Raw genomic sequence first — 14,111 nt, 5'->3', positions numbered from 1 at the left:
CCCAGGTAGTGTCCGAACAGCCCTGGAGTGTAGCTACTGCGGCGTTCGATCGGGTGTGCACGGCGGCGAGCGATGCATGCCGTCGCGCTGACGACATGCATCGGCAGCGACGCAGCATTGATCGATAGGGCCAGCTAGCGATGCGGCGCGGCGCAGCACATGGCGCTGCCACCTGGCACGGCATCCACTTTGCGCCTCACGGCGCTGGATGCCGTCAAACAGCTAAAGGCTGCGGCGGTCTATGCCGCAGCGCCGCCGCCGAACGCCACTGTCGCTCAGAACAGGTCGACGCTGCCGACCTGCTGGGTGACCTGCTGCATCCTTCCGCTGGCCACCAGTTCGGCGTACACCTCGGTGCGATTGCGGCCGTGCTGCTTTGCCCAGTACAGCGCCTTGTCGGCCTCGTCGAGCAACTGGCTGATCAACTGGCCATCGGTGAGCTCGACGATGCCGGTGCTGAGCGTGACCTTGCCGACCTGCGGAAACACCTGCTCGGCCACCGCTACACGGAAGCGCTCGAACAGGCTCACCGCGATGTCGCGGTCCACGCCGCGCAACACGATCACGAACTCCTCGCCGCCGAAGCGGAACAGCAGATCGTCCTGGCGGAAGCAGCGCTGCATCAACTGCGCAACCAGCAACAGCACCTCGTCGCCGTACAGGTGGCCGAAGCTGTCGTTGACGCGCTTGAAGTGATCGATGTCCACGATCCCCAGCCACACGCCTTCGCTGGCCGCTGCATCCGCACCACCGGCAAACAGGCGCAGGATCACATCATCGAAGGTCTTGCGGTTGCGCAGGCCGGTCAACGCATCGCGCTGGGCGTCATCGAGCAGGCTGCGGTAATTCTGGAAGAAGCGCGCAAAGCCCTGCAGCATCACCTGCTCGGCGGCGCCGGGCGCGCGCGAGCCGCCCACGCGCAGGCAGGTGCGGATGCCGCGTGCTTCCATCATCGGGTACACCAGCAGCGCGCGGCCGTCCTGCTGCAACTGCACCACATCGCCCGGCCCGTGCAGATCGGCCAGTTGCGCGCGCATCTGCGCGTCGTGGATGTCGGCCACCGTCAGCGACAGCCGGCCATCCTCGCGCAGCCGCGTTTCGGCCATGGTGCGGCCGTCCGGCGCGATGCGCAGCAACGACAGTTCCTCGGACGCGCAGACCTCGCGCATGGTGCGCAGCAGGCTGAGGTCGAGTAGATCGGCATCGCGGATGGCGGTCAGGTCCACCATGCGTTCCAGCAACGGTGCCGTGGTCATTGCCGCACCATCCCGCGGGCAGACGCAGGCCCGCAGCGCCGGTCACGGCACGCGGGCACACCTCTCGGGCTGGAACGCACTGGCATCACGACGGGTTACCGGCAATCTCGATGCCGGTTCATCGGCGCTGCACGCGCGAACTTGAGTCCGCCCGCCTGCTGGCGCAGCGCACGGCCAGCCGGCGTACACGGATGTGCAGGCGCGCGACCGGCCGGCGCACCGGCGCGCTTACGGCAGTGCGGACTCCAGCGCATCGTCGCCCAGCGCGTGTGCCTGCATCAGGCGCCGGCTGCCGGCATTCAGGCCCTTGACCTGGACGTCCAGCCCATGATGGCGCAGCCGCTGCACCACCTTGTCCAGCGCCGCCACCGCGGTGATGTCCCAGAAATGCGCGCGGCCGACGTCGATCACCACCGCGCGGCCGGGCACCTGGCGCGCGTCGAAGGCGTCGATGAACACGTCGGCCGAGGCGAAAAACACCTGCCCGCGCACGTGGTAGGTACGCACGCCATCGTCGCCGTCGCTGTGCGTGATCTGCAGCAGCCCGGCCACCTTGAAGGTGAAGAACACCCCACTCAGCACCACCCCCACCGCCACCCCGGCGGCCAGGTTGCGGGTGACCAGGGTCACCGCCACGGTGGCCAGCATCACCACGCTGGAGGTGCGCGGATGGGTGACCACGGTGCGCAGCGAACGCCAGTCGAAGGTCTCGGCCGAGACCATCACCATGATCGCCACCAACGCGATCACCGGCACCTGCGAGACCCACGGCTTGAGCAGCACCATCAGGATCAGCAGGAACACCCCGGCGAACAGGGTGGAGAGACGGCCCCGCCCGCCGTATTTCACGTTGCCCACGGTCTGCCCGATCATGCCGCAGCCGGCGATGCCGCCGAACAGGCTGGCAGCGGTGTTGGCCAGACCCAGCCCGGTGCACTCGCGGTTCTTGTTGCTCGGGGTGTCGGTGAGTTCGTCGACCACGCGTGCGGTCATCAGCGATTCGAGCAGCCCCACCATCGCGATGGCCAGCGCCGGCAGGGCGATGATGCGCAAGGTCTCCAGCGTCAGCGGCACCGCCGGCCATTGCAGGACCGGCAGCGCGTTGGGCAGCTTGCCCAGATCGGCCACCGTCTCCAGCGGCAGGTGCAACGCCGAGCCCAGCACCGTCAGCACCAGGATGCACAGCAGCGGCGAAGGGATTGCCGACACGCCCGGCAGCGGCAGCCGCGGCAGGCCGTAGATGATGAGCAGGCCCAACGCCAACATGCCCCAGGTGGCCAGGTTGGCGTGCTGCAGATGCGGCAGCTGCGCGGCGAAGATCAGCACCGCCAGTGCATTGACGAAGCCGGTGCGCACCGAACTGCTGACAAAGCGCATCAGCACGCCCAGCCGCAACAGACCGAACAGGATCTGCACCGCACCGGCCAGCAGCCCGGCCGCCAGCAGATAAGGCAAGCCGTGCGCAGCGACCAGCGGTGCGGCCACCAGGGCCACCGACCCGGCCGCAGCGGAAATCATCGCCGGGCGGCCGCCGAAGAACGCGATGACAATCCCGATCACGAACGACGCGAACAACCCCACTTGCGGGTCGACGCCGGCCACGAACGCAAAGGCGATCACTTCGGGAATCAGCGCAAAGGTAGCGACCGCACCGGCCATCAGTTCGCGCGCAGGCGAGGCGCGCCATTGCGCCAGTTCGGCACGCAGAAAGGACATTGGAAGACACTCCGGGGACAGAAAGGACAGCCTGCGGACAGGCGACAGCGGCGATAGTGTGCGCGAAAGCGACCCGGCCCGCAGCCAGCGTGTGACCGGTGCGGCAATGCGCCTTTCTGTGGTCCGGATCACGCCAAACGATGCGGCCGCGGACCAAGATGCCCCCCTCACCGGGTTCGGGTGTCGAGCCGGGTTCGCTAGGGAGATCACCATGTCCATTTTCAGGACTGCCAGTACGCTCGCACTGGCCACCGCGCTGGCGCTCGCCGCCGCACCGGCCTTCAGCTACTCCATCAGCAACAACAAGATTGTCGACGACAGCGGCAAGGTGGTGCAGCTCAAGGGCGTCAACGTGTTCGGCTTCGAGACCGGCAACCATGTCATGCACGGTCTGTGGGCACGCAACTGGAAGGACATGATCAACCAGATGCAGGGCCTGGGCTTCAACGCCGTGCGTCTGCCGTTCTGCCCGGCCACCCTGCGCAGCAGCACGATGCCGACCAGCATCGATTACAGCCTCAATGCCGATCTGCAGGGCCTGAGCTCGCTGCAGATCCTGGACAAGGTGATCAACGAATTCAACGCGCGCGGCATGTATGTGTTGCTGGATCACCACACCCCCGATTGCGCCGCCATCTCCGAGCTCTGGTACACCGGCTCGTATTCCGAAGCGCAGTGGCTGGACGATCTGCGCTTTGTCGCCAACCGCTACAAGAACGTGCCCAGCGTGATCGGCCTGGACCTGAAGAACGAACCGCACGGTGCCGCCACCTGGGGCACCGGCAACGCGGCCACCGACTGGAACAAGGCCGCCGAGCGCGGCTCGGCCGCAGTGCTGGCGGTGGCGCCGAAGTGGATCATCGCGGTGGAAGGCATTACCGACAATCCGGTCTGCTCGACCAATGGCGGCATCTTCTGGGGCGGCAACCTGCAGCCGCTGGCCTGCACGCCACTGAACATTCCGGCCAACCGGCTGCTGCTGGCACCGCATGTGTACGGGCCGGACGTGTACGCGCAGGCGTACTTCAACGACAGCAACTTCCCCAACAACATGCCGGCGATCTGGGACCGTCACTTCGGCCAGTTCGCTGGCACGTATGCACTGCTGCTGGGCGAATTCGGCGGCAAGTACGGCGAAGGCGACGCACGCGACAAGGTCTGGCAGGACGCGCTGGTGAAGTACCTGCGCAGCAAGGGCATCAACGAGGGCTTCTACTGGTCGTGGAATCCCAACAGTGGCGACACTGGCGGCATCCTGCGCGACGACTGGACCAGCGTGCGCGAAGACAAGATGGCGCTGCTGCGGACGCTGTGGGGCACGGTGAGCAGCACCACGCCGACGCCCTCACCTACTCCGACTCCGACTCCAACTCCGACACCGACACCGACACCCAGCGGCAGCTTCAGCACCAAGGTGAGCGTGGACAGCCAGTGGAACGGTGGCTACTGCAATCGCGTGCAGGTCACCAACACCGGCACCGCCAGCGGCACCTGGGCGATCTCGCTGCTGGTCACCGGCACCGTCAACAACGCCTGGAACGTCACCTGGTCGCAGAGCGGCAGCACGCTCAAGGCCAGCGGTGTGGACTTCAACCGCACCCTGGCCGCCGGTGCGACGGCCGAATTCGGCTTCTGCGCGGCCGGCTGATGCAATACGGCGGGCACGCAGTGCGTGTCCGCCATTACCTTGCAAGCTGCCGACAGTCTGCAAGTCACCAATGTCGCGTCACCCATCGATCGCTGGATCGATGCCCATGACCTCGTAGGAGCGCCCCCGGGCGCGATGAAGCGTTATCGATAACGCCCCATCGCGCCCGGGGGCGCTCCTACATTGCATCCGCCGCAAGCGAACGCTGCCGCAATTAGCATTCAACCCGCATGTGAATCAGCCGCTATTCATGACATAGCGCCCTGCGCGCGTTCTGGATGCCGTCCCATGCCTGTTGTCTCCCTGTTGCGTCGTCACGTTGCCAATCTCCCGCTCACCCGCAAGTTCGTTCTGTTGTGCAGCTTGCTGACGGTGGGCGTGATCCTGCTGGCAGTGGCCGCGGCCCGCCTGCAATATCTGGACCTGATCGAGGCGCGCAAGCTCAGCGTCAAGACCGAGGTGGAGATGGGCCTGACCGTGATGCAGCACTACGCAGACAAGGCCAAGGCCGGCGAACTGACGGTCGAGCAGGCCAAGGAAGCTGCACGCACCACGCTGGCCGACATGCGCACCAACGACGGGGTGGATTACTTCTTCATCGTCGACCCGCAGATGCGCATCCTGATGCATCCCAAGCGCGCCGTCGGCACCGACATGAGCGACTACAAGAGCGATGCCGGGCAGTACGTCTATCGCGACATCAAGACGGCGATCGAGCGCGGCAACGGCTTCAGTTATTACAACGCGCCCAAGCCGGGCAAGCAGGAGCAGCTGCCCAAGATCAGCTATGCCAAGACCTTTCCGGCCTGGAACTGGGTGTTGGTGATGGGCGTGTACGCCGAAGACATCCAGGTGCAGGCCTGGGGCTTCACCCGCACCCTGACCCTGATCGGCGGCGCCTTGGTGGCGATGGTGATCGGCCTGTGCTGGTTGATCGCCTCGGCGATGGCCGCACCGCTGCGGGCAGCATCGCGTACCGCGGAGGCGATCGCCTCGGGCCGCTTCGACAACGATATCCGGGTTGAGTCGCGCGACGAAACCGGCCAGCTGATGCACAGCATGCAGCAGATGCAGACCCAGTTGCAGCGCTTCAACGGCGAAATGCAGACCATGATCCGCCTGCAGCAGGGCGAGAACATCGCGCACCGCATTCCGGAGGATTTCCCCGGCGATTACGGCACCCTGGCGCACGGCGTGAACACGGTGGTGTTCGAGCATCTGGATGCCATCAACGAGGCGATGGACCTGATGGGCGAGTACGGCCGCGGCGATCTGCGCCGCGACATGCGTCGCCTGCCCGGCCAGCGCGCGGCGCTGCACGAAGCGCTGGACACGGTGAAGAGCAATCTGTCGGCGATCAACAGCGATATCGCACGCCTGGCCGACGCGGCCGCACGCGGCGACTTCTCCGCACGCGGCGAGCAGTCGCGCTATCAGTTCGCATTTGCCGAAATGGTGCAGGCACTGAACCGCCTGATGCAGCAGGCCGATGCAGGCCTGGACGACGTCGGCCGCATCATGGCCGCGATTGCCGATGGCGATCTGTCGCAGCGGGTGGAATCGCATTACGAGGGCGCATTTGGCCGTCTGGCCAATGCGGCCAACCGCACGGCGATCCAGCTGACCACCATCGTGCAGGGCATCCAGCACTCGGCCGAGATGATCAACACCGCCGCCGGCGAGATCGCCAGCGGCAATGCCGACCTGTCCACGCGCACCGAGCACCAGGCGGCGAACCTGGAAGAAACCGCCGCGTCGATGGAAGAACTCACCTCCACCGTGCGCCAGAACGCCGACAACGCGCGCCAGGCCAATCAGCTGGTCAAGGGCACCGGCGAAGTGGCCGAAAGCGGCGGCCGCGTGGTGCAGGAAGTGGTCAGCACCATGCAGGCGATCACGCAATCGTCGGCACGGATTTCCGACATCATCGGGGTGATCGACGGCATCGCGTTCCAGACCAATATCCTGGCCTTGAACGCGGCGGTGGAAGCGGCACGCGCCGGCGAACAGGGCCGCGGATTTGCGGTGGTGGCCACAGAAGTGCGCGCACTCGCGCAGCGTTCGGCCGGCGCCGCCAAGGAGATCAAGCAGCTGATCTCCGATTCGGTGGAAAAGGTGGCGCAGGGCTCGGACCTGGTGCAACAGGCCGGCAGCACGATGACCGAGGTGGTCAGCTCGGTGCAGCGGGTGACCGACATCATGGCCGAGATCACCGCCGCCAGCACCGAGCAAAGCGCCGGTATCGAGCAGGTCAGTACCACGGTGATGCAGCTGGATGAAATGACCCAGCAGAACGCAGCGCTGGTGGAAGAAGCCACCGCTGCGGCACGCAGCATGGAAGACCAGGCGGCGGATCTGACCCGCGCAGTGGCGGTGTTCCGGTTGGTGCCGCAGCAGGCTGCGCTGACGCAACGGCGTTCGGTGGTGCAGGCGGCTTGATGGATGGATATAGAGCGCCTCCCCCTTCGAGCGCGAAAGCACGGCATGCGCGCCACTGGCGCGCGTGACGCAACCGCAGGCTGGGGCGCGGAGCGGGGATTGGGGTAAGGGTGCCCCCGAAAGCCGCATCTGCACAGAACAAGCGCGTCATCGAATCCAAAAAAGCTGACCAGACCGCAGATCAGCAGACAGCCGCACAACGTGCACGGCTCACAACCATGCATACCGACTATCCCGATGGGTCCTTGCCCACCCACCGTCGCGGGACCTTACGCGGCATGGATGCCGCGTAAGAGCCTACACGGATGTACTTGCGGCGTGTCCTGCGAGGGTGCGCGGGCAAGGGCCTTGCAGCCAAGCCGCAGATCATCGCTCTGCAACTGAACTATCCGTATTGTCCACGCCAGTCGAAGCGCAATGCGTAGAGCAACCAAGGCTTCGAATCGCGGCGGCGTTGAGGCGTGATTAGATACTTAAGTCAAACGCTCGGTGCGTCGAGCGCGCGGCGCCCTCACCGCTCGCGGGACACGCCGTGAATCCGTCCATGGAGGCTCCTTGGCGGCATCCATGCCGCCAAGGGTCCCGCAATCGGCAAGGACACCGCGCCAGAGAGTTGGTCGGCTGCTTTCTTGAAAAGCTCGCCGGCTTACGTTTGGAAAATGACCGGACGCGCAATTATCCGAACAGCGCTTGCAGCACATCGCTTGCGTCATGCGCACCGACCATCTCGATGGGTCCTTGTCCGCCCACCGTCGCGGGACCTTACGCGGCATGGATGCCGCGTAAGAGCCTACAAGGACGTACTTGCGGCGTGTCCTGCGAGGGTGGGTGGGCAAGGGCCTTGCAGCCGAGCCGCAGATCATCGCTCTGCAATCGATGCATCCATTCCCTGCATCACCTCTCCAGACGACCGAGATAATGGGTCTCAACATCGCGGGTGGTGAACATCATCGATGCGATTGACGCGGGGTTATGGGTAAGTCGTAGCCTCGCTTGCCCTGCGGGTGCCTTCTCCTGTTGGGAGAAAGGCGTGTTGCTGCATGCGCTGCGTCAGCGCGCGGCGTCGCGTCCGGTGGTGGCACTGCCGTGGCGGGCGCGTTTGACGGCGTACATCGCTTCGTCTGCCGCGTGCATCAGGCTGGCGGCGTCGGCCTGCTGGCCGTGTTGCCAGGCGACGCCGATGCTGGACCGGATTGGCAGATGCTGCTCACCGAACATGGCACCCGCTGCCGATGCGGCGCGGATCCGGTCTGCCACGGCGGCGCATTCGGTCTGCGGATCCTGCAGGTTGTCCAGCAACACCACGAATTCGTCGCCGGCCAGGCGCGCCACCAGATAGCGGCCTTCGGCCGCCTGCTGAAGGCAGCGGCCGAAGGCGACCAGTACTGCGTCGCCGGCGCGGTGGCCGTGGACGTCGTTGATGCGTTTGAAGCCGTCCAGATCCAGGAACATCACCGCGACCGCACACTGCTGCTGTTGCGCCTGGGTCACCGCAACCTGCAGCGCCTCGGACCAGGCGTGGCGATTGGGCAGGCCGGTCAAAGCGTCGCGGGTCGCGCGCTCATGCATCAGCCGATGCAGGGTCTTGTGCGCGGTGACATCCTGCGCCATCAGGAAGAAACCCTGCGCCTGCGCCGCTGTGCCCTGCGTTTCCGGCACCAGGGTGATTTCCACATCGCGCGGTGTCGCGCCACCACGCAGAACGTGTTCGAAGTGGGCCCGCTGCCCGGCGCTCACCTGCGCCAGCGCAGCGCGCGCCTCCGCACCGAGGTCCTCGCCCAGTACCTGGGTGATCGCGCAGCCGACCAGACTGGCCGGCTCCACGCCGAGCCAGTCGCGATGCGCCTGGTTGGCGAACAGGCAACGCTGCGCAGCATCGTAATGTCCCACCAGGGTGGGGGTGGCGTCGCTGATCGCGCGCAGCCGCGCTTCGCTTTCGGCCAGGCGTTCGGCGGCGACATGGCGTTCGGTGACGTCCTGGATCTGCGAGACGAAATGCACCGGCGCGCCGCTGCTGTCGCGCACCAGCGATACCGACAGCTGCGCCCAGATCACCGCGCCCTGCTGGCTGATGTAGCGCTTGGCCAGGCTGTAACTGTCGCGTTTGCCGTCGATCAGTTCCTGCACCAGGCGCAGGTCCATGTCCAGATCGTCCGGATGGGTGATGGTCTGGAAAGTGGTGCGCAACAGCTGCTCGCGCGGGTATCCCAGGATGCTGCACAGCGACGGGTTGACGTCGCGCCAGTCGCCATCCAGCGAGACGATCGCCATGCCCTGCGGGGCAGTTTCGAACGCACCGCGGAAGTGCTCGGCCGCCAGCTGCGCGGCGGCCTGCGCCTGCAGCTCGGCGGTGACGTCGATGGCCATTGCCAGATAGCCGGACACCCCCTGCTGCGCGTCGTGGATGATGTTGAAGCACAGCCGTACGCGCCGCAGCCCGCCGTCCTTGCGCACCAGGGTCCAGAGTTCTTCTTCGAGCAGGTCGCCTGCGGCAGCGGCGGCCAGCTTGAGATACGACGGCGGCGACAACGCCAGCGTGGCCATGTGCCGCTCCAGCTCGGCCGGCAGATGGAACTGCGCCGGGCAGCTGCCCAGCACCTCGTCCGCCGTGTAGCCGAGCAGGCGCTCGGCGCCGGGATTGAACAATTTGATGCGCCCGTTCGGATCGAACGCGATGATCGCCACATCCTGCGAGGCGTCCACCAGCGACTGCAGGCGTGCGCGCTCGCCCGCCAGCGCAGCCGAGGCATCGCGCAGCTGGGTGATGTCGTGCATCACGCAGACCGCACCCAATGCCGCGCCCTGATCGCTGACCACCGGGTCTGCATTGCACAGCACGCTGCGTGCCGGCTGGCCGGTGGCGCGGATCACCATCTCGGCATTGCGCACGTGTTCGCCGGCCCAGGCGCGCACCAGCGGGATGGCCTCGGTGGGCAGCAGCGCACTGCCGTCGGCGTTGTAGAGATCGAAGTGCTGCGCCCATTGCGTCGGCGGTAACAGGCGCGGATCGGTGCCGTGCCATTGCCGGGCGGCGTGGTTGAATTCATGCAGCAGCCCGTCGCTGTCGCAGGACACCACGCCGTCGGGCATGGCCTCCAGCAAGCGGCTCAGGGTCTGCCGCTGCGCTTGCGCGGCCAGCCGGTCGCGACGCGCCTCCAGTTGACTGACGGCCTGGCGCGCCAGACGGATCAGGCCTTGCTTCTGGTTCTCGTCGAGCACGCGCGAGCGGGTGCTGAGCGTGCACAAGGTGCCGTAGGCATAGCCTTCGCGGCCGACCAGCGGCACGCCCACATACGAGCGGATGCCCGGTGCGGCAGTGACCAGCGGATTGAGCGCAAAGCGCGGGTCGGCCTCGGCGTCGGGGATCTCCAGCAGCTCGGTCCCCATCACCGCATACGAGCAGAACGACGCGCTGCGCGGGGTGCCTTCCAGATCGGTGCCGCAACGCGCCTTGAACCACTGGCGGTCGGCGTCCAGCAGCGACACCAGCGCCATCGGGGCGCCGGTGATGTGGGCGGCCAGCCAGGCGATATCGTCGAATTCGGCTTCCGGCTCGGTGTCCAACACCCCCAACCGACGCACCGCCTCCACACGCAGGGCGTCGTCGGCAGGAATCGGCACGGGCGGCAACAGAAGGGTCATAGCGTGATCGGCGGGCAACGTCTGGGCAAGGTAGGTCGCCCCAGGTAACGGCGAGGCGATGATCAACTTGAGCGCGTGCGGCCGGGCCTGCTTGCTGATGGTCAGCGTGCCGGTGCCGAGCCCGCCCGCAGATCTGCCGGCATGGGGATGTTGGAAGGCTCCACACACGACCGGGCACGTGCCGGGCCTGCGCAATCGGTCGCCCCACCGGGCGTGGCGCACACCGGCCATCTGCACCCGCCACGCCATCACGCCCGTGCCGGATGGGAACCACCTGCGGCGCGCTCGGGGGCATGTTGCGGTTGCTACGCCCCCCCGGCCAGCGCCGGCCCGGGCGTCCCATCGCGCACCGTCCTGCCGGCAGCCGCACCTGCCCCCCCTGCCGGACAGCATTTGCGACGCCGACAGGCAGCCACTACCCTCGGCCGATTGTCCTGCTCTGGAGTGTCACATGCTGCGTCCGCTGTCCCTGTTGATCGCCGGTGTGCTCGGCGTCGCTGCCGGTACCGTTGCTCCCGCCGTCGCTGCCGCCCCGGCCAGCCTGTCCAAGCCCGCGGCCAGCAGTGCCATTCCCGAGATCGGCTACACCCGCTTCACCCTGCCCAACGGCCTGACCGTGGTGGTGCACGAAGACCACAAGGCGCCGGTGGTGGCGGTGAGCATCTGGTACCACATCGGCTCCGGCGACGAGCCGGCCGGCAAGACCGGCTTTGCGCACCTGTTCGAGCACCTGATGTTCTCCGGCTCGGAGAACAACAAGGGCAGCTTCTTCGCGCCGCTGGAAAAGGTCGGCACCACCGACATGAACGGCACCACCTGGTTCGACCGCACCAACTATTTCGAGACCGTGCCGACCACCGCGCTGGACACCGCGCTGTGGCTGGAATCGGACCGCATGGGCCACCTGCTCGGCGCGATCGGCCAGGAAGAACTCGACACCCAGCGCGGTGTGGTGCAGAACGAGAAGCGCCAGGGTGAGAACCGCCCCTACGGCCGCGTGGACCAGAACATCCTGTCCAACCTGTTCCCGGCCAACCACCCGTACCAGCACGACACCATCGGCTCGATGGAAGATCTGGACGCGGCCTCGCTGGCCGACGTCAAACAATGGTTCAACGACAATTACGGCGCCGCCAACACCACCCTGGTGCTGGCCGGCGACATCACCGTGGCGCAGGCGCGTGCCAAGGCGCTGCAGTATTTCGGCGACATCCCGTCCGGCAAGCCGGTGGCGCGCCAGCAGCCATGGGTAACCCCGCTGGCCGCGCAGAAGCGTGGCGTGCAGCACGACCACGTCTCGCAGCCGCGCATCTACCGCACCTGGGCCGCACCGCAGTTGGGCAGCGATGCGGCGATCCAGCTGGACCTGGCCACCACCGTGCTCGGCGGCGGCAAGACCTCGCGGCTGTATCAGCGCCTGGTCTACCAGGACAATCTGGTCGATGACGTGTCGGCGGCGATCCAGCCGTTCGCGCTGTCCAGCCAGGTGCAAATCCAGGCCGACGTGAAGGACGGCGTGGACCCGGCCAAGGTCGAGGCAATCATCGACGAGGAGCTCAAGAAGTTCATCGCCCAGGGCCCGACTGCCGACGAGCTGCAGCGCGCGCAGGTGGCCTACCGCGCCGGCTTCGTGCGCGGGCTGGAAAAGGTCGGCGGCTTCGGTGGCAAGGCGGTGATCCTGGCCGAGGGCCAGGTCTACCGCGGCGACCCGGGCGCCTACAAGCAGGATCTGCAGCGCGGCCAGGCCGCCACCGTGGACAGCGTCAAGCAGACCGCGGCCACCTGGTTCGGCAAGGGCGACTATCTGCTCACCGTGCTGCCGGCCGGCAAGGACTTCGACCCCGCCGCCGAAGACAAGGCGGTGGTCGCGCGTGGCGAAGAACCCGGCAAGCCGGCGCCCAAGCTGCCGGCCGCCGGCAAGTACAAAACCACCGCCTCCTCGCTGGACCGCAGCAAGGGCGTGCCGCAGACCAGCCAGTTCCCCGACCTGAGCTTCCCGCAGCTGCAGCGCGGCAAGTTGAAGAACGGCGTCGAGGTGATCCTGGCCGAGCGCCACACCATCCCGGTCACCCAGGTGGAACTGCTGTTCGATGCCGGGTATGCGGCCGACCAGGGCAACAAGCTCGGGACCGCCAGCTTCAGCGCCGCGCTGATGAACGAGAGCACCGCCGCGCTGGATTCGGTGGAAGTGGCGCAGCGTCGCCAGCGCCTGGGCGCCATCACGGCGGTCGGCTGCGATCTGGACAGCTGCAGCGCCTCGCTGGATGCGCTCAACGACCAGCTGCAGCCGTCGCTGCAGCTGTTCTCCGACATCGTGCGCAACCCGGCCTTCAAGGCCGCCGACATCGAGCGTATCCGCGGCCAGTGGCTGGCCGGCATTGCGCAGGAAAAGACCCAGCCCAACAGCCTGGCGCTGCGTGCGCTGCCGCCCTTGCTGTTCGGCCAGAACCACCCCTACGGCATCCCGCTCACCGGCAGCGGCACCGAGACGGCGATCAAGAGCCTCAACGCCCAGGACCTGCAGGCCTTCCACCGCCAGTGGCTGCGTCCGGACAACCTGCGCATCCTGGTGGCCGGCGACACCACGCTGGCGCAGATCATCCCGCAGCTGGATGCCGCCTTCGGTGACTGGAAGGCACCTGCCACGCCGTTGCCGAAGAAGAACCTGGTCCAGGTCGCCGCGCAGCCCAAGCCGCGCGTGTACCTGATCAACCGCCCGGATGCGCCGCAGTCGGTGATTCTGGCTGGCCTGCTCGCACCGTCCACCAAGGCGCCGGACAACCTGGCGATCGGCGTGGCCAATGGCGCCTTCGGCGGCACCTTCACCTCGCGCCTGAACATGAACCTGCGCGAGAACAAGCGCTGGGCCTACGGTGCCGGGACCCGCATGCTGGATGCGCAGGGCCAGCGGCCGTACATGTTCTCCGCGCCGGTGCAGACCGACAAGACCGCCGAGTCGGCCAACGAGATCCTCAAGGAAGCCACCGCGATCATCGGCGACAAGCCGCTGACCACCGACGAGATCGAGAAGATCAAGAACCAGCGCATCCGCGCCCTGCCCGGCAGCTTCGAAACCACCGGCGCGGTGCTGGGTGCGATCGAAGGCATCGTGCAGTTCGACCGCCCCGACGATTACGTGCAGACGCTCAAGCCGCGCCTGGAAGCGATCGACCAGCCGGCCGCGCAGAAGGCCATCAAGGAAATCATCGCGCCCAACGCGATGACCTGGGTGATCGTGGGCGACCTGAAGAAGATCGAAGCCCCGGTGCGTGCGCTCAAGCTCGGTGAGGTGCAGGTGCTGGACGTGGACGGCAAGCCGGTCAAGCGCTGAGGCTGGAAAGTCGCACACCGACGGCGCGGCTTTCGAGCCGCGCCGTTTCCACATGCGCGGTACGCAATGGTGCGTGTGC

General features: G+C 66.8%; 6 protein-coding genes. 3 read left to right on the top strand and 3 right to left on the bottom strand.

What is annotated here, in order from left to right; genetic code table 11:
• Positions 1-275: 275 nt before the first annotated feature.
• Both ABQY74_RS03600 and ABQY74_RS03595 read right to left on the bottom strand, forming a co-directional pair.
• A complete protein-coding gene (locus tag ABQY74_RS03600; protein ID WP_181098447.1) occupies positions 276-1,256 on the bottom strand; it encodes a GGDEF domain-containing protein in 981 nt (326 codons plus the stop codon).
• Between the two features lie 228 nt (positions 1,257-1,484).
• Positions 1,485-2,972, bottom strand: a complete 1,488-nt coding sequence (locus ABQY74_RS03595) for a SulP family inorganic anion transporter (protein WP_065032137.1) — start codon at positions 2,970-2,972, stop codon at positions 1,485-1,487.
• A gap of 211 nt (positions 2,973-3,183) precedes the next feature.
• Between ABQY74_RS03595 and ABQY74_RS03590 the strand changes: the two genes are divergently transcribed.
• Positions 3,184-4,620 carry a cellulase family glycosylhydrolase gene (locus ABQY74_RS03590; RefSeq protein WP_349793429.1) on the top strand — a complete coding sequence of 479 codons (1,437 nt, stop codon included), beginning with the start codon at positions 3,184-3,186 and terminating at the stop codon, positions 4,618-4,620.
• Positions 4,621-4,926: 306 nt separating this feature from the next.
• On the top strand, positions 4,927-7,059 hold the full coding sequence (locus ABQY74_RS03585; protein WP_180969355.1) for a methyl-accepting chemotaxis protein: 2,133 nt from the start codon (positions 4,927-4,929) through the stop codon (positions 7,057-7,059).
• Positions 7,060-8,109: 1,050 nt separating this feature from the next.
• Here the strand turns inward: ABQY74_RS03585 and ABQY74_RS03580 are convergent.
• Positions 8,110-10,806, bottom strand: coding sequence for a PAS domain S-box protein (locus ABQY74_RS03580; protein WP_372470087.1), 2,697 nt, complete (start codon positions 10,804-10,806; stop codon positions 8,110-8,112).
• A 346-nt stretch (positions 10,807-11,152) separates the two neighbouring features.
• Here ABQY74_RS03580 and ABQY74_RS03575 point away from each other — a divergent pair, with 346 nt between their 5' ends.
• A complete protein-coding gene (locus ABQY74_RS03575; protein WP_126967303.1) occupies positions 11,153-14,032 on the top strand; it encodes a pitrilysin family protein in 2,880 nt (959 codons plus the stop codon).
• Positions 14,033-14,111: the final 79 nt, after the last annotated feature.

This window comes from Xanthomonas sp. WHRI 7064 (genome assembly GCF_040202355.2).
GTDB classification, from domain to species: domain Bacteria; phylum Pseudomonadota; class Gammaproteobacteria; order Xanthomonadales; family Xanthomonadaceae; genus Xanthomonas; species Xanthomonas arboricola.
This window is presented reverse-complemented; position numbering and strand designations above follow the sequence as displayed.